Annotated in this window: 23 protein-coding genes and 1 riboswitch; of the genes, 14 read left to right on the top strand and 9 right to left on the bottom strand. The window is 45.3% G+C overall.

Annotated elements, in window-relative coordinates; all coding sequences use genetic code 11:
- Positions 1-53: 53 nt before the first annotated feature.
- The 4 genes from N288_RS12145 to thiE all read left to right on the top strand — a co-directional run bounded on the left by N288_RS12145 (position 54) and on the right by thiE (position 7764).
- Positions 54-5222, top strand: coding sequence for an ATP-binding sensor histidine kinase (locus N288_RS12145; RefSeq protein WP_009793645.1), 5169 nt, complete (start codon positions 54-56; stop codon positions 5220-5222).
- A 61-nt stretch (positions 5223-5283) separates the two neighbouring features.
- Positions 5284-5397: riboswitch (TPP riboswitch) on the top strand.
- Between the two features lie 77 nt (positions 5398-5474).
- A complete protein-coding gene (gene thiM, locus N288_RS25140) occupies positions 5475-6290 on the top strand; it encodes a hydroxyethylthiazole kinase (protein WP_050767298.1) in 816 nt (271 codons plus the stop codon).
- Positions 6291-7124: a bifunctional hydroxymethylpyrimidine kinase/phosphomethylpyrimidine kinase gene (gene thiD / locus N288_RS25135; protein WP_009793647.1), complete on the top strand. Its 834-nt coding sequence runs from the start codon at positions 6291-6293 to the stop codon at positions 7122-7124.
- A complete protein-coding gene (gene thiE / locus N288_RS12130) occupies positions 7111-7764 on the top strand; it encodes a thiamine phosphate synthase (protein WP_022543899.1) in 654 nt (217 codons plus the stop codon). Before thiD ends, thiE begins: the two co-directional genes overlap by 14 nt.
- A gap of 39 nt (positions 7765-7803) precedes the next feature.
- On the opposite strand, the gene N288_RS12125 is transcribed toward thiE, so the two are convergent.
- Positions 7804-8781 carry a quinone oxidoreductase family protein gene (locus N288_RS12125; RefSeq protein ID WP_009793649.1) on the bottom strand — a complete coding sequence of 326 codons (978 nt, stop codon included), beginning with the start codon at positions 8779-8781 and terminating at the stop codon, positions 7804-7806.
- Between the two features lie 532 nt (positions 8782-9313).
- On the opposite strand from N288_RS12125, the gene N288_RS12120 reads away from it, so the two are divergent.
- The 5 genes from N288_RS12120 (at position 9314) to N288_RS12100 (ending at position 12610) form a co-directional block, all read left to right on the top strand.
- A complete protein-coding gene (locus tag N288_RS12120) occupies positions 9314-9997 on the top strand; it encodes a M50 family metallopeptidase (protein ID WP_022543898.1) in 684 nt (227 codons plus the stop codon).
- A 110-nt stretch (positions 9998-10107) separates the two neighbouring features.
- Positions 10108-10383: a hypothetical protein gene (locus N288_RS12115; protein ID WP_009793652.1), complete on the top strand. Its 276-nt coding sequence runs from the start codon at positions 10108-10110 to the stop codon at positions 10381-10383.
- Between the two features lie 25 nt (positions 10384-10408).
- On the top strand, positions 10409-10741 hold the full coding sequence (locus tag N288_RS12110) for an aminoacyl-tRNA hydrolase (RefSeq protein ID WP_022543897.1): 333 nt from the start codon (positions 10409-10411) through the stop codon (positions 10739-10741).
- Between the two features lie 22 nt (positions 10742-10763).
- Complete coding sequence (locus N288_RS12105) at positions 10764-11354, top strand: hypothetical protein (RefSeq protein ID WP_009793654.1); 591 nt, start codon at positions 10764-10766, stop codon at positions 11352-11354.
- 248 nt (positions 11355-11602) lie between these two features.
- Positions 11603-12610: a DUF3231 family protein gene (locus N288_RS12100; protein ID WP_009793655.1), complete on the top strand. Its 1008-nt coding sequence runs from the start codon at positions 11603-11605 to the stop codon at positions 12608-12610.
- An 819-nt stretch (positions 12611-13429) separates the two neighbouring features.
- Here the strand turns inward: N288_RS12100 and katA are convergent.
- Complete coding sequence (gene katA / locus N288_RS12095; protein ID WP_009793657.1) at positions 13430-14881, bottom strand: catalase KatA; 1452 nt, start codon at positions 14879-14881, stop codon at positions 13430-13432.
- A 394-nt stretch (positions 14882-15275) separates the two neighbouring features.
- On the opposite strand from katA, the gene N288_RS12090 reads away from it, so the two are divergent.
- Positions 15276-16094 carry a squalene/phytoene synthase family protein gene (locus N288_RS12090; RefSeq protein ID WP_035402531.1) on the top strand — a complete coding sequence of 273 codons (819 nt, stop codon included), beginning with the start codon at positions 15276-15278 and terminating at the stop codon, positions 16092-16094.
- Positions 16095-16177: 83 nt separating this feature from the next.
- Complete coding sequence (locus N288_RS12085; RefSeq protein WP_009793659.1) at positions 16178-17029, top strand: SDR family oxidoreductase; 852 nt, start codon at positions 16178-16180, stop codon at positions 17027-17029.
- Positions 17030-17079: 50 nt separating this feature from the next.
- On the opposite strand, the gene N288_RS12080 is transcribed toward N288_RS12085, so the two are convergent.
- Together N288_RS12080 and N288_RS12075 are read right to left on the bottom strand one after the other, a co-directional pair.
- Positions 17080-17496 (bottom strand): VOC family protein, encoded by a 417-nt coding sequence (locus tag N288_RS12080; RefSeq protein ID WP_009793660.1) that lies wholly within the window; start codon positions 17494-17496, stop codon positions 17080-17082.
- Positions 17497-17580: 84 nt separating this feature from the next.
- The gene (locus N288_RS12075) at positions 17581-18432 is read right to left on the bottom strand and encodes a VOC family protein (protein WP_009793661.1); all 852 of its coding nucleotides are present in this window, start codon (positions 18430-18432) and stop codon (positions 17581-17583) included.
- 146 nt (positions 18433-18578) lie between these two features.
- Between N288_RS12075 and N288_RS12070 the strand changes: the two genes are divergently transcribed.
- Positions 18579-18902, top strand: coding sequence for a winged helix-turn-helix transcriptional regulator (locus N288_RS12070; protein WP_009793662.1), 324 nt, complete (start codon positions 18579-18581; stop codon positions 18900-18902).
- 144 nt (positions 18903-19046) lie between these two features.
- Here the strand turns inward: N288_RS12070 and N288_RS12065 are convergent, their stop codons facing one another.
- Positions 19047-19262 carry a hypothetical protein gene (locus N288_RS12065; protein ID WP_009793663.1) on the bottom strand — a complete coding sequence of 72 codons (216 nt, stop codon included), beginning with the start codon at positions 19260-19262 and terminating at the stop codon, positions 19047-19049.
- A gap of 469 nt (positions 19263-19731) precedes the next feature.
- Between N288_RS12065 and map the strand changes: the two genes are divergently transcribed.
- Complete coding sequence (map, locus tag N288_RS12060) at positions 19732-20478, top strand: type I methionyl aminopeptidase (RefSeq protein ID WP_009793665.1); 747 nt, start codon at positions 19732-19734, stop codon at positions 20476-20478.
- Positions 20479-20522: 44 nt separating this feature from the next.
- Here the strand turns inward: map and N288_RS12055 are convergent, their stop codons facing one another.
- Together N288_RS12055 and N288_RS12050 are read right to left on the bottom strand one after the other, a co-directional pair.
- A complete protein-coding gene (locus tag N288_RS12055; protein WP_009793666.1) occupies positions 20523-20945 on the bottom strand; it encodes an organic hydroperoxide resistance protein in 423 nt (140 codons plus the stop codon).
- Between the two features lie 79 nt (positions 20946-21024).
- Positions 21025-21471: a GNAT family N-acetyltransferase gene (locus tag N288_RS12050; RefSeq protein ID WP_009793667.1), complete on the bottom strand. Its 447-nt coding sequence runs from the start codon at positions 21469-21471 to the stop codon at positions 21025-21027.
- A gap of 100 nt (positions 21472-21571) precedes the next feature.
- Between N288_RS12050 and N288_RS12045 the strand changes: the two genes are divergently transcribed.
- A complete protein-coding gene (locus tag N288_RS12045) occupies positions 21572-21826 on the top strand; it encodes a hypothetical protein (protein ID WP_009793668.1) in 255 nt (84 codons plus the stop codon).
- Between the two features lie 57 nt (positions 21827-21883).
- Here the strand turns inward: N288_RS12045 and N288_RS12040 are convergent, their stop codons facing one another.
- Together N288_RS12040 and N288_RS12035 are read right to left on the bottom strand one after the other, a co-directional pair.
- Positions 21884-22651, bottom strand: a complete 768-nt coding sequence (locus N288_RS12040; RefSeq protein ID WP_009793669.1) for a CPBP family intramembrane glutamic endopeptidase — start codon at positions 22649-22651, stop codon at positions 21884-21886.
- Between the two features lie 110 nt (positions 22652-22761).
- Positions 22762-23607 (bottom strand): YitT family protein, encoded by an 846-nt coding sequence (locus tag N288_RS12035; RefSeq protein WP_374703147.1) that lies wholly within the window; start codon positions 23605-23607, stop codon positions 22762-22764.
- Between the last annotated feature and the right edge of the window lie 420 nt (positions 23608-24027).

Below are 24027 nucleotides of genomic sequence, written 5' to 3'. Positions count from 1 at the left end.
AAAGTTTTATTAAAGCCGTATTAAAGTTTCGCTTAAATAAGAGGGTGACCATTATGATTGAGAACATTAATATACCTGGATACCAGCTGATTGCCGCAGAAACTGCAAATGAAGAATTTATCTTCCTGAAAGGCTACTCGGTCAAAAGCAGGGAGCAGGTGCTGATAAAGACATATAAAAACGATGTGCTGTCAGATATGGAGATTGCTGCTCTTGTTCACGAATACCAGCTTACAAAGGAAATGGAAGAAGACAGCATCCTAAAAGCAGAAGAGTTAATCATACACTTAAAAAAGCCATATCTGGTCTGCAAATACTTTCCTTGTATAACACTAAGTGAACTCAGCATCAAGAATGCCGATCTTACAGAGATGCTGGACATTTCAGCAAAACTGGCCGGGGCAATCCTGCAGGTACACCAGCAGCATATTATCCATAAATCGGTCAATCCGGGAAATATCCTTTTTAACCCCGTTGATGGCAGGATTAAAATTACTGGTTTCGGCCAGTCGACGCTATTAAAAGAAGAACATCCTTCCTTGAACGCTGCCAGCCTGGCCAATTTGGCTCATTTGCCTTACATATCCCCTGAACAGACTGGAAGATTGAACAGGCTAGTTGATTATCGTTCAGATTTCTACTCAGCAGGAATAGTATTTTACGAATTATTTACCGGTGAATTGCCTTTCAAGGCGAAGGAACCGCTTGAGCTTGTGTACGAGCATCTGGCAAAAAGTATGAAGAATCCCTGTGATTCAAATCCTGATCTTCCACCTGTAATTGCGTCAATCATCATGAAACTGCTTGAAAAAATGCCTGAAAATCGATACGGCAGCGCTTTCGGGATACGCGCCGATCTTCTCCGTGCCCTCGAAAATCTAAAGTCCGGGAAGCGGCAAGAAGTTTATCCACTTGGGAAAGACGATGATAGTATGCTGTTTGAACCCGGAAGGAAGCTGTATGGACGTGACAATGAAAAAGCACAAATCCTTCATGTTTTTGAGGAGGTCAGCCGGGGGGGTACAGGCGCCGTGTTCCTGCCAGGTTCACCGGGGATGGGAAAGACGGCTCTTGTACACGAGATCCAAAAGCCGCTCATCCGGGAAAAAGGCTATTTTGTTTCCGGAAAATATGACATGCTGCAAAGGCAGATGCCTTATGCCCCGATCATTGCAGCATTCCGTTCTCTCGTTCTCCAGGTAATGCTTGAGAGCGAAAGCCGCAGAGCGATGTGGGCATCTAAATTGAAGGACGGCTTTACCGGAAATTATGCGGTCCTTTTCTCAGTCCTTCCAGAGCTGGGCTTGCTTATGGGAGAGCAGGTTGAAGAAGGGCCAAATGGAGCCGACGCCCATCAGCAATTTTTGTTTCATATCCACCAGTTTATATGCCTGTTTGCAGATGAACAGCATCCGCTTGTTCTCTTTCTTGATGATCTTCAGTGGGCGGATATTGCTTCGCTTGAGCTGATCGAATATCTCCTGCTGAAGGGCATGATTCCCCATTTTATGCTTATTTGTGCATACAGGGACAATGAAACAGGGTCCAGGCATCCAGTAAGAAGGACACTTGCCAGGCTGGAAGAAGGAGCAGCAGAGATTCATCATATCCCGGTTCGCACGCTCAGTCAAAAGGAGATTTATGCATGGGTAGGAAATGCCCTGAGAGATGATGGGAAAACGGTTTTGGAACTCGGAGGGCTCTTACACAGGATAACCGGGGGCAACCCGCTGTTCATCAGCCAGCTTTTATTTTCATATTTTGAGGATGGCTTCATTACCAGGGATCCAGCAGAAAGAAAATGGAAAGCTGATATCGGAAAAATAATGGAAAGGCCAGTGGATGACGGAATATCCGGTTTTATGCTGGAGCGTTTCCAGAAGCTGCCTGAAAAAGCAAAAGAGGTTTTAAAGGCTGCCTCCTGCTTTGGCAACAGATTTGATTTCAAAACGCTTTCCCTCCTGTTCAAAGACCGTCCAGGGTGGCTCGCTGAATCTCTTTGGCTGGCCCTTGAATCTGGCTTTATTCTCCCTAGAGATCCTTTATATAAATATATTCATTCCAGCGGCTATGTGAATGCTATGCCAACAGAGTACAGCTTCCTTCACGATACCGTCCAGCAGGCAGTCTATCAGTCTATGAACCTGGAAGAACAGAATGCCTCCCATTTGAAAATCGGCAGGCTGCTTGTCGGCATGAAGGAGAATACACCGTCACGCCTTTTCCAGATTGTCCACCATTTGAATATCTGCAGTGAACAGCTTGAAATGAAAGAAAGGGCTCCGCTGGCAGAATGGAATGCCGCTGCAGGAGAACTTGCCAAGGATGCTGCTGCCTTTCGGGAAGCGCTCTCTTATTTCCAGGCTGCACTTAAGCTCGCCGGGGAAGATTGGAACGGGAAATATGAACTGACTTTCCGCATATTCAAAGGTCTTGGTGAATGCTTTTATTTGACAGGAAAATTGGTTGAAGCTGAAAGAACCTTCGCTATAGTGCTTGAAAATGCAAAAACTGATTATGAGAAGTTATCAATTTATAATCTGCAAATCACTTTATTCACTCATATGCACAGGGTGAAAGAGGCGGTCAGCTCAGGAATAGAAGGCCTTAAGCTTTACGGAATCACTTTTGCACCAAGCATCGGCAAACATGCTATTGTGATGGAGTTTCTCCGTGCAAAATTTGCTTTAAGCGGTAAATCACAAGAAGACATAATGTCCCTTCCTGAAATGGTGGACCGGGACAAAAGGCAAATCCTGCAGACGCTCATCAACCTGAACGCTCCATCCTACCATGCAGACCAGAATCTTGCCACCATGCTGATGCTGAAGGCACTGAACTATACGCTCAACAACGGATTAACCGACTTAAGTGCCCTTGTATTCAATAATTACAGCCTGATATTAAGCGCGGGATTCAGCGATTTCAAGGGCAGCTACGACTATGGCAGGCTGGCGATCAAACTGTCTCAGCATTTTGGTGTCACAGGCATTAAAGGCCGTGTGCAGTTTGTCTTTGGAAGCTTTGTCAGCCACTGGAGACACCCGATTTCAGAAAACCTCCACCACCTCACGGATTCACAGAGATACTGCCTGGATGCAGGAAATATCCATCTTGCCGGTGCTAATAGTTCATTCATCGTCATCACATTATTTATGAAAGGATCGCCGCTTGAAGAGGCGCTGGATGGGATCCGGAATCAGATCATGTTCGTCAATAGGATTCAATATCCTATTTCAATCGGTTTTTTGACGGAGATGGAGGAATGGGTCCTCTATTTGAAGAAGGAAAAAGAGAGTCATGACTGGACCTTTACTCCTGTGCTCGATGATGACTCTGCAAAAATCATCCATTATACGATCCGGCTGCAGATGAGCTATCTTTTTCAGAAAACTGAATATGCCGATGAACTGATTCAGAAACTGGCACCGCTTATCAGCAAAAGGCTGACGCTTGTCATTGTCCCTGAATACCATTTCTATCATGGTTTATGGCTTGTCCGTTTTTATGAACATGAAAAGCAGAAAAAGAAAAAAGCTCTTCATTTGGCTAAACTGAAGGACTCTATATCAAAAATGAAACGCTGGGCAGCTCTTTCCCCGTCGAATTTCCGTCATAAATACTTGCTTTTAAAAGCAGAATACCGAAGGATTGCCAAGAGGGATTCCAATCTTTTTAATATTTATGATGAAAGCATTCAGGAAGCCGAAAAGAACGGCTTCCTGCAGGATGCTGCCCTTGCAAATGAATGTGCAGGCCGATACTTTTCTGCGCAGGGATATAGCAGGATGGCAAGTTCCTTTTTCTCAGAAGCTTTTAAATGCTATCGCCTTTGGGGTGCAGAAGCCAAGGCTGATGATCTTCGGAAGAAGGTTAAAATTTCCTTACCGAAGGAACCGGAAACCAGTCATTCCATTCAGTTTGATGAGTATGCCCTTGTTTCCGCCGCCCAGAGCATATCCAGGGAAGTAGTGCTTGAAAATCTGCTGGCCCGGCTAATGGAGGTTACCATGCATTACAGCGGAGCAGACAGGGGGATTCTGCTCTTTAAACGGGATGGAATTTGGACGATCGGGGAGTATGCCGGTGGGGGTGAACGGCCAAAACGCTTCGAGCCGGTCCAAGGAAGAGAAATGCTGTCCGAACAGGCAATAGAACTTGCAGAGCTGAGCAGAGAAGGAATCATTCTTGATTATGCCTGTGAAAACAGTCTGATTTCAGGGGATCCTTATGTCAAAAGGATGCTGTTGAAGTCGCTCATTTGCCTGCCGATCCTGAATAAGGGTGAAGTAAAGGGTATGATGTACCTGGAAAACAACCAGATTTCGCATGCATTCACAAAAGAAAATCTCCGGGTTCTTGAATTGATTGCCTCTCAGGCAGCCATATCTTTGGAAAATGCAGATCTGTATGAGAGGATGGAAGCAAGGGTTGCCCGGCGGACCGAAGAGCTGAATGAAGCAAATATCCGCCTGGAGAGGGCCAATAAAGAACTCGACCGCTCAAGGCAGGCAAAGAACACTATATTATCAGACATCTCTCATGATTTAAGGTCTCCGCTTGCTGCCGTTAAGGGCTATATAGAAGCTGTGCAGGAGGGTATTGCCGAATCAGAAGAGCAAAAAAGAGAATTTCTTCAGCGAAGTGTCAGCCGCCTGAATGAACTGAATGTCCTGATCCGCGACTTGTTTGATCTTTCCCGTATGGAGGCTGGCCAAATACGGTTTGAGATGGATTATTTGCCCCTTGGCCAGATGCTGGTCAATATTAGGAAGCAATTTAAATTTGAAGCCGAAAAGAAAGGACTTTATTTTGTCCTGGATCTGGAAAACACGAATGTTGAGAATGTTCCGTTGGTGGAGGCAGATCCCGCCCGTCTGCTGCAGGCCTTCTCCAATCTGGTCTCAAACAGCATCAGGCATACAGAGACTGGCGGTTTGATCCTTAGCGCCAGGCTGGCATCCCAGGGCGGAAGTGTCAGGATATGCCTGTCAGATACCGGCAGCGGCATCCCGGCTGCAAGGCTTCCATTTATTTTTGACAGGAACTATACCAAGGCAAGCAGTAACAGCAGGACGGCCGGAAATGGCATCGGACTTTCGATTACAAGGGAAATCATCGCAAGGCATAATGGTAAAATTTGGGCCGAGAGCAATGAAGGAGAAGGGACTTCCGTTTTCATTGAACTGCCAATCTATCATTTTGCCGCAGAAATGGTTTAGTAAATGATTATCGCTTTACGCCGGGGACAAAAAAAGATACTATGTAATTGTCAATCTAATAAGCAACTACTGGGGGTGCCTGCGGAAAGCAGGCTGAGAGAAAAACTGGCCCGTTTTTTAACCCTTTGGACCTGATCTGGATGATGCCAGCGTAGGAAAGTAGCGAAGTGGAACTATTTGCTATATTTTTATGCACAATTGCCAGGTCCTTTTCAGGGCCTGGCTTTTTTGCTGCTGAAAGGAGAAAAGGGAATGAATACAATAGAGATAGCAGTGATGCTGGAAAAGCTTAGGGCTGAAAAGCCGCTTGTACATAATATCACCAATATGGTTGTCACCAATTTTACCGCTAACGGCCTGCTGGCGCTGGGGGCATCGCCTGTCATGGCTCATGCTGCAGAAGAAGCTGCCGATATGGCCGGCATTGCAGGGGCGCTGGTCCTGAACATCGGCACTCTTACTTCCCCTGTGGTAAAATCTATGAAACTTGCGGGAGAATCAGCGGGCAGAAACTCAGTGCCGATCATCCTTGACCCGGTCGGGGCAGGTGCAACAGCTTACAGGACTGAAACAGGCAGAAACCTTCTCGAAGAGCTGCCGATCTCCATTTTGCGCGGCAATGCAGCCGAAATATCTCACCTTGCCGGAAAAGGAGGAGAAATTAAAGGTGTTGACGGCGGGGAAGCCGGCAACCCGGAAGAGACAGCCCTTCTTGCTGCAAAACTGTTCAACACCGTAACTGTTATTACAGGGAAGGAGGACATCATTTCTGATGGAATAACAGTTGTCCGGATCAGTGGCGGAAGCAGCCTCCTTACAAAAGTTACAGGAACCGGCTGCCTGCTGTCATCGGTCATAGGCGCTTTCCATGCAATTGAATCAGACTCACTGAAAGCCGCGGCGGCTGCGCTGGCTGTATACTCTGCAGCGGCAGAAATGGCTGCAGAAGCAGCGGGAAACAAAGGACCTGGAACCTTTCAAATAGAGCTGCTTAACAGCCTTGCCCTGCTTAAGGGTGAGGATCTTGAAAACAGGACGGACATTACTGTCCTCAAAGGAGAAATATAAATGAATATTAAGAAAGCATTGACAATAGCGGGTTCGGACAGTGGAGGCGGAGCCGGAATCCAGGCTGACCTTAAGACCTTCCAGGAACTTGGTGTCTATGGCATGTCAGCACTGACAGCAATCACCGCTCAGAATACCACTGGCGTGCAGGCGGTCTTCCCGATGACGGCCGAAGCTGTAGGTAAACAGATAGAGAGCATTGGAAGCGACATGGGGACGGATGCTTTAAAAACGGGCATGCTTTTTGATGCAGACATCATTAAAGCTGTTTCTGCTGTTATCAGCCATTATCAATGGACAAAGGTGGTCGTCGATCCTGTGATGATTGCCAAGGGAGGGGCTAGCCTCCTGCAGGAAAGCGCCATGGCAGCCCTGAAGGAACATTTACTCCCGCTCGCACTAATCATCACCCCTAATATTCCTGAAGCAGAAGCAATAACCGGCATGAAAATCTCTTCTTTAGCCGAACGGAAAGAAGCTGCCAGGAGATTATGTGCGCTCGGCGCTCACAATGTAGTCATTAAAGGGGGGCATGAAACAGGAAATCAAGAAGCTGCTGCTGATTTGCTTTTTGATGGAAGCAGCTTTGATGTGTTTGAAGGCAGGAGGGTGGATACAGTCAATACCCATGGGACCGGCTGCACCTTTTCAGCAGCAATCACGGCAGGACTGGCGAAGGGGCTTTCTGTAAAGGAGAGTGTCCGGCTTGGAAAAGACTTCATCCAGGCAGCCATCGAAGATGATCTTCTCCTTGGGAGCGGCCACGGCCCGACAAACCACTGGGCATATAACAATAGACAGAAAGCAGAGGGCTTGGCATATGGCGCGAATTGACAGTCAAAGAATGAAAGAGCTGTTAAAGGTCTATTTTATCATGGGAAGCACGAACTGCACTAAGAATCCGGATATGGTTATGAAAGAGGCGATTAAAGGCGGGATCTCCCTTTTTCAGTACAGGGAGAAAGGGGCAGGATGTCTTGGCAGGCAAGAAAAATACGTGCTTGCAGAGCAGCTTCAGCGGATGTGCAGGACAGGGGGCATTCCTTTTATCATCAACGATGACATAGAACTGGCATGTGAAATCGGCGCAGACGGCGTCCATATTGGGCAGGAGGACGAGCCGGCCGAAGCAGTACGGGAGAAAATCGGGGATAAGATTTTGGGGGTATCTGCCCATACACTTGTGGAAGCGAACGAAGCTGTCAGGGCTGGCGCAGATTATCTGGGTCTTGGCCCCATCTATCCGACGTCAACAAAAGCAGATGCCAAGGCGATTCAGGGAATGGCTCTCATACAGGAATTGAGAGAGTCTGCTATCACAATACCAGTTGTAGGAATAGGCGGAATCACACCGCACAATGCACGTGCTGTTATTCTGGCCGGGGCAGACGGCGTTTCTGTCATCACAAGCATCAGCCAGGCTGCAGATATAAAGGAAGCTGCTGCAAGCCTTAAAAGAAGTGTGACGATATAGAAGATTCATAGCCTGCAAATAGGTGCAGGCTATGAATCTTTAGTCTATAATCAGGACAGTTTTCCCCAGGCTCTGCCTGCTCTCTATCCTGGTATGGGCCTCCGCTGCCTCAGACAAGCTGAAAGTTTCTCCAATTTTCATGCTGAGCCGGCCGGTTTCCAGCAAACCGATAATTTTTCCAGCTGAAGCCCTTACAAGATGCGGCCTCTTTTTGCGCACTGTCCCAAAGCTGAAGCCAAGGAGGGAGCGGCAGCTGCTGTGAAGATCATTTGTCTCTACAGATCCGGCATTTCCCGAAGCATTGCCGAAATTGACAAGCCTTCCAAAAGGTGCAAGGCAATCCAGACTTTTTTCTGTCACTGTACCGGCAACAGAATCAAGGATCACATCAGCCCCTTTACCTTCTGTCCATTCCATTACTTTTGCAGGAAAATCTTCGATTGTATAACACACTCCGTAATCGGATCCTGCTTCCAAGGCATATGCTGTTTTTTCAGGGGAACCAGCCGTTGTGATTACTTTTCCAGCGCCAAGTATCCTGGCAAGCTGAATGGCTGTAGTCCCGACTCCGCCAGCGCCGGCATGCACTAGTACGGTTTCTCCTTGCTGGATTCGTGCTATATCTTCAAGCAGCTTAAGTGACGTTATTCCGGCAATCGGGCATGCTGCAGCCTGTATATCTGAAATGCTTTTCGGGATGGGGAAGGTCAGCATGGCTGGGGCAAGGGCATATTCGGCATAAGATCCTTTAGAAGGAAACGCAATTACCCGCTGACCTGGAATAAGACCTTCCACACCGTTCCCTAAAGCTTCTATCGTGCCGGTACAGTCTATACCCGGGATATAAGGGAGTGGACCGCCTCCTTTTTTTCCGTATCTCGTCTTGATATCGGCAAAATTCACACTGGCCGCCTTCACTTTTATCAGAACTTCCCCTGCAGCAGGCACCGGCCTTTCAGCTTCTGCCAGAATCATATTCTCTGGGCCGCCATACGCTGTAACATGTATCGCCTTCATAATAAACCTCCTTATGTATCTGCTATTATCTATTTTAACTTTTGAAAAGAAAGTGAGGAATGATCAGAATATTATAGTTAATCATAAGAAAAACTTATGTAACTAGATGACAAAATGAAGGGATTTCGGGGGAAAGTTATTTATTTTCTTATAGAAGTAAGTGAAATATTTTTAGTACAGCCAATCCAGCCGTGGAGGAACTACCCAGTTTATCACTGAAAACTAGCCAACAAAATTATTAAACCCTGTTGATTGCAGTGGAGGCACGCAGACTCCTGCGGGAGATAGCGGCAAGGCTGAGACCCCGCAAGAGCTTGCTCTGAGGAGGCTCAGCGTCGCCCCGCGGAAAGCGAAGTGCCTGGTACGGAAATCAGCAGCCTGCATGGAAAATCAGACTTAAAATAAGGCTGCAGGCAAAGTGGTTTATATAGTTAGCATTTTTTAGAGACTTAAAAAGTAATAGCCACAAAAGCTTTTTAAGGTTATATCCGGTATAATTTTCTCTAAGAATACCAGGAAAAGAGGACTAAGGATGAATTTTATTCGCAGCAAATTCAGCTGGCGGTTTTTTATATTTTTAATACTGGCCGTCCTTATTACAAGAATGCCGGTCATCGGCGACTATTCCGGCATCATCAATACGCTCATCCACGAATCCGGCCATGCGCTTGTAGCCCTGTTCGGGGGAGAAGTCCATCATATCTCCCTTTTTGCCAATACAGAAGGTGTCACATACACAAGACATTCTAATTGGTTCGGGGGAGTGTTTACTGGAGCTGCCGGATATGTTTTTTCATCTTTTATGGCTTTTATCGCCTTTTGGCTGCTGGGGAAGAAAAAGGACAAAGTGCTGATTCTGATTCTGCTCGGCTTTATCATTCTTAACCTGGTTTTCTGGGTGCGGAATGCTTACGGGATCTTCTGGCTGATTTCTTTTGGTGCCGGCTTTGCTTTTCTTTTAAAGAAAGGAAGCCCTTCGCTCATACAAAATGTCCTGCTCCTGATCGCATCGATCATGCTCGTTGAATCCGTCACAAGTGCCTTTGAGATCATGCTGCTGAGCTTGATGTCTCCTCAGGCAGCAGGGGATGCAACCAATCTTTCTGCTTCTCTTTTGCTTCCTGCACAAGTATTTGGGACCTTGTTCTTCCTGCAGGCGATTTGGTTCTGTTATTTGTCCATAAAAAAAGGCATATTTAAATTAAGCCGCTATTAAAAAAAGAATTTCTTATCTGGACAGAATTTCACATATGCATTACTATGAGAAAACAAGGAAACTTACAAAATCAACCAGTTAAAAACCATCTGAAAAAAAGTGGAGGACCTATGAAACTGACGACTGTTATTAATCCCGCTATCCTTGTCTCGTCAGGGCTGGCTGCTGCTTTTGCTTATGAAAATATCCAGCCGCATTCCTTGAAGACCTTATCCATCTTCGTCACCATCGGGTTCATCCTGCTATTAACCGACTTTGCTCTGAAAAAGCTGTCTTTGGATAAAAAGGAAATACGCATGGAAACTGGCGTCTGGCTGATCATTGCCATTTTCGTTGGCCCGCTGGCAGTCTCTTTAATCATGGATGTATTTGGAGCTGGAATATAACTAAACGAAATAAATGAGGGTCAATATGAAACAAATTGTGCAATATTATGTGATTAACTCTGACTTAAAAATGTCTGCCGGGAAAGCTGCTGCCCAGGCTGCCCATGCAGCAGCCATAAGTGTGCTCACTTATATGGAAGAACCACTTTTCAAAGAATGGCTGATGAGCGGACAAACAAAAATTATGCTCTCCGGCCGTGAAGCAGAGCTCAAGAAACTTGAAGAGAAAGGCTATGTAACAATCAAAGATGCCGGAAGGACAGAGGTTGCTCCCGGAAGCCTCACTGCATCAGCCCTGCCGCCTATGGATAAAGAAGAAGCCAAAATGATCGTCGGGCATCTTCGGCTGTATAAATAAGCTTATATATAGGGAGGTTCTTATGAAAACCATCGTCAGGGCCTTAACTGTTCTTCTTGCTCTATTCATTTTAAACGAAGGAGAAGAGGCTCTCGCTGCACCCGATCCAGCTGAAGTGGAAGAAATGAAGCTTCAGGCTCCATTGCATATCGTTGGCAAGGTGGAAAAAGATGCGTTCTTTCAGGATTTGCCAAACGAAAAATTTCTCCAGATCAGGAAAATGACCCTTTTACCCTCAGAAGTAATAAAAGCGCCCGGAAGCTTTGACCAGGACGTAGCCTTAGAGGTTTATTATCATTATATTCCTTCCTGGATGGCTGACCAATTCACCGGTCCTGCACCGATGGATATCGCAAAGGGGGATATAATAGAAATTTGGCTCGAAGAAGGCAAGAATGGATGGGAGCCTGTCATGTCCGGCTCGACTGTCAAACATGTTCAATATAGGGATGAACGTGAGGAAGCAGTAAAAGAGCCTCTCATTCACAAAATAAAAAGGCTTGCTGAAAATGTTTTCAGAGAAAGCAGTTTTTTAACGGCACTGTTGTTTATTATTCTGCTGCTCGCCATCACTTTTTTATCCAGAAAGGTTCCAGCAGGTAAATTTAAATAATACAGTGGAACAAGCTGGTCAGAATTTAAATTTCAGAGAAAACAACTGATTAAATCATTAAATATAATCCCAAAGGCAGCGCCCGGAATCTTCCCGGGCGTTTTTTATATGCAAACTTGAGCAAAATTCAATGGTAAAAGATTTCTGCTGACTCAATTTAAATATAATGATTCCCAATTTAATTCCATATTACTGTAATTTCTTTAAACCATTCGCACATACTACAATTATCAAAGGAGGATCGGAAGATGGAATTACATCATGACCCAAGGCTGACCAGTGCTGAAATAGCTTACTTGTGGAACACTTATATGGACGACAGCGCAACCATCTGTTTGATATATCATTTTTTCCAGCGAGTGGACGACCAGGATATCAAGGCTTGCCTGGAGCATACCATCCAATTGGCGGAAAGCCATATGGAAAGAGTGGCACAGCTGTTTGCCAAGGAAAATATTCCGGTGCCCCGTGCCTTTCCGGCTGACCAGCATGTTAACCTGAATGCTGCCCGCCTATATACCGATATGTTTTATTGTGATGTCATGCTTAATGCAGCAAGGTTTGCAGTCCTTTCCCATACCATGGGCCTGAACATTTCTTCCAGAGAAGATGTTTTCATACTCTATTCTGAATTCTATGAGGAAGCTAACCATGTGCTGAAAGAGATTCTTGATACCATGAAAGGGAAGGGGATATTTGTGCGGCCTCCTTATATCCCATATCCAGACAAGCTTGATATCGTAGAAAAACATAGCTTTGTCAAGGGGTGGATGGGAAAAAGAAGGCCGCTTCTTGCCATCGAAGCCGCCCAGCTGTTTGATAACGGCATCACCAACCAGATGGGCAAGGAGCTGCTTACAGGGTTCATCCAAACCGTAAGAGACCCGCAAATAAAAGAATATTTCATAAGGGGCAGGGAACTTGCTTCAGAATTTGTTTCTAAAGTACAGAGCCTGCTTGAAGAGGACCTGGTGCCAAATGGGATGACCTGGGACTCGAAAGTAACAAAATCTACTGATGCTCCGTATTCAGATCAATTGATGCTTTTCCTGGTTTCTACTCTCAATGCCTTGGGGGTGGCACGCTACGGGCAGGCACTGTCCATGACACTGAGGAGGGATGTTGCGTCTTATTATATGAGATGCTTTGCAGATACAACAGCCTATTCAGAGGACGGACTTGACCTGCTTATCCAAAACAAATGGTTCGAACAGCCGCCGCCATGTCCAGAAAGAGATGAACTTGCCGGGAAATGATCTACTGGTCTTGATTACATCTTTTAAAGTTTCGGCGGTGCCCTGCATAAAATTAGCCAGCCAATAAAAGAGCACTATTTATCGTGCTTCTATTGGCTGGCCCGGCATTCAGGAAATTCTATGATCATCATATTAAAACACCATTCTTCGTATTAATTCTTCGCCCTCAGCCGGCTGCCGCACTTGCAGATTATGCTGTGCTTCAATTGTTTTTCAGCTGTCTGGCATTTAGGGCATATCTTCTTAATCATTAATTTCACCTTCTCATTCAGCATTGATTATTCTGAGACAAGTGCATCTTCACATTCCTTGCATGTTCCGAAGAAGGGGCGGTTCCATAAGGAAGTTCGTCCAAATCTGCAGTTCCACATACAATTCAAGATCATGATAGATTGTCGCCAGAGGCTCATTTCGTGGATTTACTCTCCTGTGGATGGTTATATTGCTTCAGCAGCTTGTACGAATGACCATTCTTTAAGAAGCAATTCACAATCCGGTCTTTTGACCAGCAAGCCTTAAAATAAGCGTAGATTCTCCGGTTAGGCTGCTGACTATAACTCTGGCGGGTGTAAAAAGCGGAGGATTTCCGATAAAGCAGAGCGAAGTTGCCCATTTTCAAGTTTTTCAGCTGATAGCCGGAATGACTCCACTTATTTTCAACCTGTGGATTTCCTTATTCAGTTATGAATGGCAAAATAACAGCCATTCATGCGATGAGCCTTTTCATAAAATAATTACAGGCACCGGCCGAAGCAGGTGCCTGTAATTGAGAATATTGTCGATTATTGAGAATAGAGAAGGGCAGATTCAGACAAGGATTTATGCTTTTACAGGCACCTGCAGGCCCAGTCCTTCTGCTACTTTAGTTCCATATTCAGGATCTGCTTTAAAGAAATGCTCAATTTGGCGAAGTTTGATTTCATCGCTCTCAACAGGCTTCATGGCACCGACGATATTTTCCACAAGACGGGAACGCTCTTCTTCACTCATAAGCCGGTAAAGATCTCCAGCTTGTGTGTAATGATCATTATGGTCGTAAGAAACGCTGTCCGCAGCACCTGTTACGGCAAAAGGAGCGGGCTTATTTTCCGGTGTTTCTTTAGGGCCTCCGAAGCTGTTTGGCTCATAGTAGACTGATCCGCCGCCATTTGAGTCAAAACGCATCTGGCCGTCGCGCTGATAATTATTCACTTCATTCCGGGCACGGTTGATCGGCAGTGCCTGATGATTCGCACCTACACGGTAGCGGTGTGCATCATGGTAAGCGAACAGGCGCCCCTGCAGCATTTTATCAGGAGAAACATCAACACCCGGGACAAGAGTGCCAGGAGAGAAGGTTGCCTGCTCTACTTCCGCAAAATAGTTTTCAGGATTTTTGTTCAATACCATCCGGCCTACCTCGATAAGAGGATAATCCTTCTGGGACCACACTTTCGTTACGTCAAACGGATCAAAACGGTATGTTTCAGCATCTTTTTCCGGCATGATCTGCACGCAAAGCTTCCATGAAGGATAATCACCATTTTCAATCGCATTGAAGAGATCCTCAGTATGGTAGTCGGGATTTTCCCCGGCTATTTTCGCAGCAGCTTCAGGCGCCAGGTTTTTAACACCCTGCTCAGTCTTGAAGTGGTATTTGATCCAGACACCTTCGCCTTTCTGGTTGACCCATTTGAAGGTATGGCTTCCGAAACCGTGCATATGCCTTAATGTAGCAGGGATGCCGCGGTCAGACATCAGGATGGTTACCTGATGAAGGCTTTCAGGTGAAAGGGACCAGAAATCCCAGACAGCATTCGGATTCTTCAGATGTGTCTGCGGATGACGCTTTTGCGTATGGATGAAATCAGGAAATTTAATCGCATCCCGGATAAAGAAAACAGGTGTGTTATTGCCGACGATGTCATAATTGCCTTCCTCTGTATAAAATTTCACAGCGAAACCGCGCGGGTCACGGACTGTATCTGCTGAACCGAGCTCCCCCGCTACAGTGGAGAAACGGATAAACAGCGGAGTGCGCTTGCCGACTTCAGAAAGGAATGAAGCCTTTGTATATGTAGTCAGGTCATTTGTGACTTCAAAATAGCCATGCGCACCTGCTCCTTTGGCGTGGACCACACGCTCAGGTACACGTTCACGGTTAAAATGGGCCAGTTTTTCAAGAAGATGTACATCCTGGATAAGGGTCGGCCCGCGGGATCCAGCCGTCATTGAATTTTGATTGTCGCCAACAGGGGCGCCCCAGCTTGTAGTCAGTTTATTATTTGTCATCAAAACATCACCTCTTAGTTTAATAGATTGCTTGTTCCATGTAATCAATGATATCACTTCTCAATAAAAAATCAATACTTTTTTATAATAATTATTAATAAGTAAGAGATTTAAAGAGATAGACATTTAAATGTTTTAACAAGATATCTATTTCGCTTAAAATATCTTTATGCCAAAATGGAAGAGCTCATTACTTTATGGGCTTTTTCCACCCGTTTCCTTCAATAGTACATGTGGGTTACTATCCTGCATAAAGGGGTATTAGCCAGGAATGTATGATAAAATTCCTGCCTTTCAGCCAATATTTTGATTGGGAAGTATTATTACATAACAAAAAGATGATTTTATGGTAGGATTTAAGATAGATATTTCTATTATGAAGGGAACATTGGATATGAATGACACTGCCAAGCTACATGAAGAAGCCTATGAAATGCTGAAAGAGACAAGCCGGACCTTTTTGATCCCGATCAGTTATCTGTCCCCGGGCCTGAAGGAAACCGTTTCATCCGCTTATTTATGCATGAGGGCTATAGATGAGATTGAAGACCATCCCGAACTTGAAGCGGAGTCAAAGGACCACCTTTTGCGTTCAATCAGTGAATTGCTGAAGAAGCCTGTAAATGCCGAGGATATGAAATCCCTTTTCAAGCCGTATAAATCCAAGCTGCCTGAAGTGACATTGCGCCTGTATGACTGGATCAGGCTTTGTCCAGCAAGCATCAAAGAAAAGGTTCTTGATTCTACCAGCACAATGGCAAAGGGCATGGCTGACTGGACGATGAAGGGCTGGAATATCAGGGACGAAAAAGATCTCGATGACTATACCTTTTATGTGGCGGGCCTTGTCGGCGTCATGCTTTCCGACATTTGGAAATGGCATGATAATACAGAAACGAAAAAGGACCTGGCGATTGCATTTGGCCGCGGTCTCCAATCTGTCAATATCCTCCGCAACAAAATCGAAGATAAAGAGCGGGGCGTTAGCTTTTATCCCGATGGCTGGGACAATGACCAGATGTTCAGTTACGCCCGCAGGAATCTTGCACTTGCAGATGCATATATAAAAGATATCAAGTCTGCCCCGATCCTGAATTTCTGCAGGATTCCGCTTGCACTTGCACATGGGACCCTTTCTGCCTTGTCAGAAGGCAAGGAAAAGATGAATCGCGAAAGTGTAAATGCAACGGTCAAACAAGTGGTCGCAGAATAGACAATAAAAAAATCCGGCCGGCCTGGCCGGATTTTTTTTGCTGTGCTCTAATCTAAGTGTACCGAAGGAAAGGATGAAAGAGAATGAACGGGAAAAAGAATGCCATTGTTACAGGGGCATCCAGGGGATTCGGGCTTCTAATTTCCATTGAGCTCGCAAAAATGGGCTATAGCGTGACAGCTGCAATGAGGGACAAGTCCAGCTCTGCAGAACTGCTGAAACAGGCTGAAAAGGCAGGGGCAGTGGATAATATAAACTTGCATGAGCTCGACGTAGCTTCAGATGAATCTATTCTCCGGTTCCGCACCTACCTGGAGGGTCTTGGCTCAGTTGATCTCCTGGTTAATAATGCTGGATTTGCCGGTGCAGGGTTTGCAGAGGAAGTTGAACTTGCTGAATATAGGAGCCAGTTTGAAACCAATGTATTTGGCGTTTTTGCTGTTACTCAGGCTGTCCTTCCTTATATGCGTGAACAAAAGAGGGGAAGGATCATCACCATCAGCAGCATCAGCGGAAAAATGGGTTTTCCGGGATTGTCTCCCTATGTCGCCTCCAAACATGCAGTCGAAGGGTGGGCTGAAAGCCTCCGACTTGAAATGAAGCCCTTTAATGTTGATGTTGTTCTCATTGAACCTGGTTCATACAATACAGGCATCTGGTCAACAGGTAAAAAGGTTTCTAGTCGGTCTCTTCAGCCAGATTCTCCTTATTATGCATACTATTCACAGCTTGAAAATTATTTAAATAAAAGCTCTGAAAAATACGGAGATCCCGCAGAAGTGGCCGAGCTGTGCGGGAAAATTGCTGGGAGAAAGAATACAAGGCTGAGGTACCCAGTAGGAAAGGGAACAGCTTTCACGCTGAAGCTGAAAGACAGGATAGGATGGCGGAATTGGGAAAGGCTGTTCTGGCGAATTCTGGCAAACAATAAATAAGTTGACTAGAAATGTATTATGTAAACTGCATATCCAGCCCAGCTTCACATCTAAGCTGGACCTGCAGCATTCCAATCATCCTGTATAGAAAAAATCACTTGGCTTTTGAGTTTTTCATTTAAATATTCATATAACCCAATTTTGTTCATCCAGGGATCATTAATGGTGCACCAGCGGGTTTGCATGCTTTGCTCGGTTTTGATCTGAAGATCGTCAACCTCAATGCCGATTTCTTTCTTCAGGCGTTTTAGCTCGGTTTCAAGATTGTATACCCCTAAACGGAGCAGGCTGTTCTTTGAATCAGGCTGTCCCTGGACCAGCCTGAAACCGCAGCCGGGAGCAACAGACCATTCTGCAAAGCCGCCATCCCGCAGCAGATCCGGTTTTCTATTGAAAAAAGGACTGTACCAAACGATTCCTTCATTAAGTTCGGGAATTTTAATCTCTGCTATCATTTCATAAATCATTCCAGCTTCCTCCTAATCTCTGGGATAAGAGCTGAGTGAAAAAGAAACGCAGGCTAACAATAATATTTCATTTTTTTAACCCAATTAGAGTGATAATATAATCCTATTCCCTGAAGGATCTGCAGTTAAAACCAACTCTCCTTGAATTTCAGCATTTTGGCCCAGCTTCCTGATCCTTTCTGCTGCTGCTCTGATTGATTTTGTATCGGGATAGAGCAATTTAAAATCTTTCATACCTGGAGCATTTTCTCTGGCCGGCGGTGCACCAATCCCATTCCATGTGTTAATGCCAATATGATGATGATAGTTCCCTGTGGAAAGAAAGAGAGCCTGCCCGCCGTATTCAGCTGCAATATTGAAGCCCAGCCCCTTTACATAAAACTCTTCAGCTGCTTTCAGATCCGACACATGCAGATGAATATGGCCCATGATGGTATCTCCCGGAATTCCTTTCCAAGGCATCTTTTCTTCCATGGCGAGGAGCTCCCCGGCATGCAGTGCAGCAGTGTCCATCCTGACCATTCCGCTTTCCCAGGTCCAGGATTCTGTGGGCCGGTCCGCGTATATCTCAATCCCATTTCCGTCAGGGTCGGCCAGATAAATCGCTTCACTGACAAGATGGTCGGAAGCACCCTGCAAAGGCCAGCCGGTCTGGATCAGATGTGCCAGTGCTGACGCGAGAGATGGGCGGTCCGGGAGCAGGAGGGCGAAATGGTAGAGGCCTGCAGACCTGGCTGACTTTTGTTCTATAGCTGGCGGCTGCACCAGTACAATCAGAACTGTTTTACCGTCAGCAGTAAGTTCAGCACTTCCTGTATCCTCCCGCAGCACTTTTAACCCGATTATTTCTTTATAAAAAAGAATCGATCTTTCAAGGTCACTGACCTTGAGTGTTATTTGGGAAGCATAAGTGAGTGGTGCTTCATGGAAATTCATAATAGTAGCTCCTTTGTAATCTACTTACTTTATGTAAGTTAGTGTATGAAAATAACTTCATTCAGTCAAGAAGAATGCCATACGAAAAGCAAAAATTTTATAATTGTTTTTTTTTATGTATACTGTAGCTATAGGAGTGAATTCAGATGAACGCTTCAAAGATTTGCCCCAGATTTGAAAAGGCTATGAGCATACTCAGCCAGAGGTGGACAGGGCTGATCATATATCAGCTTTCACAAGGGCCGCAAAGATTCTGCACTATAGAATCTTCTATTTCTATAAGCGGCAGAGTTTTGTCTGAGCGGCTGAAGGATTTGGAGAAGCAAGGTGTAGTCCATCGGCAGGTATTTCCGGAAAAACCCGTCAGGATAGAATACTCGCTGACCCAAAAAGGGGAGGCGCTTAAACCAGTACTCTATGAAATTGAACAATGGTCTCAGAATTGGATAGAGGAAACCGGGGGCGAATAAAAGCCATGCTTAACCGCATGGCTTTTATTAAATGGAGTATAGATCATAGTAAACTCAGCAATTGGCTGTTTTCTATTTTTCAGCAGAAGAGAGGAAAAGCATGGACCAAGCATATCGATGCCTGTCCCAAATTCAGCTAGACCGCTAAAACTGCCTGTTTTCCTCCCAGGCTGAATAAAGCCCGCTTCCGCTGCAGCCAGGGCATTCTAGTGAATTGGTATAATACACATATTCATTTGCATGGAACGCATTGAACCCGCGGCCAAAGCAGTCAGGGCATTTGTCGACCGCCCGCATCCCGGCAATCCGGTTTTCTTCCCTTGCAGCCAGCCAGTCCTGGAAGGATTGTAGAAGACCCATGCTGTTCACCTCCTTTTCTTTACATATTGTTATAGCATCGGCATGTTTTTATACCTTATTTTTCTATATTATATTCAGAATATTTAGAAATGTTAAGGGATTTTTGTATTTTACATAAAAAATTACTTGTCAGCACATTCATTTTTGCCTCAATTCGAAAAAGGAGGTAGTATGCTGATAGGGATTGGATACCCAATCTTGATAATCCCTAATAGGAGGAGCTATATACCCAGCATGGCTCCTCTTTTTAGGATATCAGTTTCCTGAATGCGGTTACATGCGGCAGCCTGATACAGGTGCCGTTTTTCTTTGATCTTGGCTTTGCTGAAATACATATTAACCATAGTTTTACGATAATGAGTTCAAAACAATCTGATGCACTGATAGACCTTGTTCATAATGGTTTTTGATTAGAAAAAATTTGTGGTAATCTTATATAGAGATTTCAAAGAGAAGGGAACAACGAAAGATGATAGTGAAAACTGAAGAAGATATTAATGGAATTAAGGAGATCGGCAGCATTGTTGCAAAAATCCGAGATGAACTGATTGAGAAGACAGTGCCTGGCATTACTACAAAAGAGCTTGATGAGCATGCCGGCAGGCTTTTCGAACAATACGGGGCCATATCCGGTCCAAAGGGAGAATATGACTTTCCCGGCTACACATGCATCAGTGTAAATGAAGAGGTTGCTCACGGAATACCGGGCAGCCGCATCATCAAGGACGGTGATCTGGTCAATATAGATGTCTCGGGATCAAAGAATGGCTATTTTGCGGATACAGGCCTTTCTTTTGTGGCAGGAGACGAAGCTGATGACACCTTGAAAAAGCTTTGCAGGACAGCCCAGCTGGCATTTGATGCCGGCCTTAAAAAAATCAGGCCGGGAAAAAAGCTGAACGGAATAGGAAAAGCTGTTCATCAGACAGCTGTCAATGAAGGATTTACAGTTATCATGAACCTGACTGGCCATGGAATCGGCCGTTCACTGCATGAAAAACCTGACCATGTCCTTAATTATTTTGATTCATGGGATACAGGGCTTCTCAGGGAGGGGATGGTCATTGCGTTTGAGCCGTTCATTTCAACAGCAGCTGAGGAAGTAGTGGAGCTTGGTGATGGATGGACCTACGTTACCGAAGAAAAAAGCTTTGTCGCTCAAATCGAGCATACCCTTATAGTGACCAAAGAAGGCCCGGTCATTGTTACATTATAGAAGAATAGGAAAATCCCCCGGATCATCCGGGGGATTCTTCGCGCTTAATAGGTTTCTGTGTTTACAGTAACTTCTATATTGCCTCTTGTAGCTCTGGAATAAGGGCAGACACCATGTGCCTTTTCTGTCAGCTCCTTCGCTTCCTCAAGGGATACGCCGCTGACTGCCGCATTCAAAACCACCGCAAGGGCAAGGCCGCCATCGTTTTCTTTCCCGATTGTCACTTCAGCTGTTACCTTTGATTCAATTTTCTTACGGTCCTGCCGGGCTACTAGATTAAGGGCACCATCAAAGCAGGAGGCATAGCCGGCCGCGAAAAGCTGCTCAGGATTCGTTCCATTTTCTGTTCCATTTCCGCCTAAAGACTTTGGCATGGATAGGTTAAAATCAAGATTGCCGTCATCAGTACGTACCTTCCCGCTGCGTCCGCCCTCAGCCGTTGCTTTTGCTGTGTACAATTTGTCCATGTTCCTCACTCCTGTCCATTTTCTTTCACTATATTGTTCCCTAATCACGAAAAGCGAAACCGGGGAAACATATTGAGGTTCAAAAGTGCAAGCTGAGCCTGATCATGTCCCGGCAGACTATTCCGTTTTCACAGATTTCATCAGGGTAACGTCTGGTGAAATAATCAAAATCGATTCCTGTTATCCGGAATCCATGCTTCTGATATAATCCAAGCTGCTGTACGCTTGAATTCCCTGTTCCGATTTCCAGGGTAAGGCATCCTGATGACTCTGTATATTTAATCGCATGCTTCAATAGCTGTGTCCCAATTCCACGGCTCCGCGCGTGTTCATATACGGCCAAATTGATGATCTCTGCTGTTTTTGGCCTGGTAAGAAGAAGGATGCAGCTTCCTGCCAGATCTTCCCCCTCGTACGCTCCCCAGCAAATTCCTTTAGCTGCATAGTCCCTGACAGCTTCAGCAGAAGGATCTGCCAGCAGCAAGTCCAGCGGAGGCTGTTCCAGCATTTTTATAATAGCAGCCATCTTATCACCTTTCTTTTCAGTTTATAAATGATTATAAATTCTGTTTAGCTTTCACGATTATTTGCCAAGATGATATCAGGCAGAAAGCAGGTGAGAAAGCATGGAAAAAACAGAAGTTTTTAAAATACTAATGTTAATAGAAAGCAGCTATCCATTATGCCGCTTTAGAAATGAAACGGTCGAACAGTGGTTCAGGCAATGTAATGCCCTTATATATGAAGATGTCCTCCAGCATGTTTGCGGGCATATTCGAAGCAGGCCGTACCCGCCAAGTTTTCGGGATGCGGCAGGATTTACTGCAGAAGGAAAGTCTGCTGATTGGATGGAAGAGTACATACTGCCTAAAGAAATCTAAATACATCTTGCCGCTGTCATATCTAAAAATGTGTTCAGCTGCAGGAATCGCTGGTCCTTACTGCTTCCTTGAATTTGCGGCAAGCGGGGCTAGGATGACATGAAGGACGATATCTGCACAAAAATGGGACAGCATGGCCATTTCAATCCCATACTTCCAATATAAGTAGCCAAAAAGGATGCCGGGCACCATATTGAGGAGAATAGTCCGCAGCGTCACGATGAGTGATTTCCCGTATATCTGATAGCTTGCCGGAAGATGGCCTGCACCGAACAAGAAGGCAGCCAAGATTATTCCAGTCCAGTAGATCCAGCCTCCACTGGACAGGAATGAAAGCATATAGACAACCAATGTCATCAGAAACAGCCTCATCAGCACTTCTTCCGATATTCCGCCGTAAAAGGAAGCAAGAAAAGCTTGTTTTCTTGTCGGTGTTTCCGCTTCCGCTTGAGGCATCTTTTTGCTGAATATCCGGTCCAGCAGCAGGATTGCCAAGGCGGATGCTGCACCGCCAAGGATACTAAGCAGCATAACAGGCCATATTGAAAAAGATATCCTCGTGCCATATAAATAATAGTCCAGCAGCGGCCATTGCAAATCTGTCTTTGGAGCCAGATAGGTGCCTGTAAATGAGGCTGCCCCCAGGAGGACTCCAGTCTGCACTGCACCAATCAGTGCAAGCACCGGGAGGGGAGGCAGCTTCTTTTTCGGCTGCTTTTCTGCCGCTTCCTGGATGCGGCCATGCAATATTTTGGTCTGATAAGGAATGACAAGTATGGCTCCAAATACCGAAGCCAGCCAAAAGATATAGAATTCTGTCATCATGAACACCTCTTAAAATTTATAAGTACAAAGATAAGACGGTTCAAAACTGAATTCGTTCATGTATTTTTAAAAATCCACAAAAAAATGAGGCTATCCTGTCCGGGACATCCTCAATGAATATCCTGCTTCTTGAATCTTCCTCCCCGAACCTCGGCAATGTCTCCGACGGCAAGGAAAGCAGAAGGATCAAGCCCCTCAACTATTTCTTTCAGCTTTGCTTCTTCCAGTCTGTTAATGACACAAAATATCACTTTTTTATCATCCCCGGAATAGGCGCCTTCTCCAGAAAGATAAGTTACACCCCGCCCAAGGCGGCTGTTGATGGCATCCCCGATCTGCCTGTAGTTGTCGCTGATGACCCATACTGATTTGGATTCTTCCAGTCCTGTAATTGTAATATCAATGGTTTTGAAAGCAACAAAATAAGCAATGAGAGAATACATAGCCCGGTCCCATGTAAAGACAAACCCTGCACTTCCAAGTATAAACAGATTGATGAACATGATAATTTCCCCAACTGAAAATGGAAGTTTCTTATTGGCCAGTATGGCGAGAACCTCACTTCCATCAAGGGAGCCTCCGTACCGGATGACAATGCCGACCCCGATTCCAAGCACGATTCCCCCAAATACAGATGCCAGGAGGATATCCTGTGTGAAAGCAGGCACTGGATGAAGGAGGGCAGTTGTAATAGAAAGGATGAAAATACCGTAAAGTGTGGAAATCGCGAATGTTTTTCCGATTTGCTTGTAGCCGATAAAGAAAAAGGGGATATTGAGCAGGAAGATGATCAGTCCGAGCTTAACGCCTGTAAGATGGGACAGCATGATTGAAATGCCGACTATTCCTCCGTCAATGACCTGGTTGGGAACGAGGAAAATCTCCAGCCCGACTCCCATAAGGATTGCTCCTATCGTAATGAGGAGAGCACGTTTGAGAATTTTTCCTTTTGTCATTTTCCGGTGTGATTCTCTCAATAGAACTGCCTGCTGTCCAATTTCCAATTCCGTCACCCGCATCCCTCCTTTTCTTGCCTGGCAGCTGGCTGTACTGCCGGCAGCAGGATTATACACTCATATCTTAAACAGTATATTCAATTGTGTTCATCCTAAAACCTTTGAGCAGAATAATAAATAGTATTCTAATCGCCTGTATTTATTATATCCTCATTGGCGTAATATTCACACTATTTAACCTTCAGGCTGATAACAAAAATGCCCGGCTTTTTGGCCGGGCGGGAAAATCCTTAACAGAAGGATAAGGGAGGTATTCATTTGCTTGCCCGCCTCTATATCCGTTAGCAAAGATAAAGAGGCAGGGCCATATTAAAAAGGGGAAAGCAGGCAGCCTGCAGCCACAAGATCATTGTATCGTTA

The sequence above is a fragment of the Bacillus infantis NRRL B-14911 genome (assembly GCF_000473245.1).
GTDB classification, from domain to species: Bacteria; Bacillota; Bacilli; order Bacillales; family Cytobacillaceae; genus Bacillus_AB; species Bacillus_AB infantis.
Note: the sequence above shows the minus strand (reverse complement) of the source record. Positions and strands in the feature narration are given on the sequence as shown.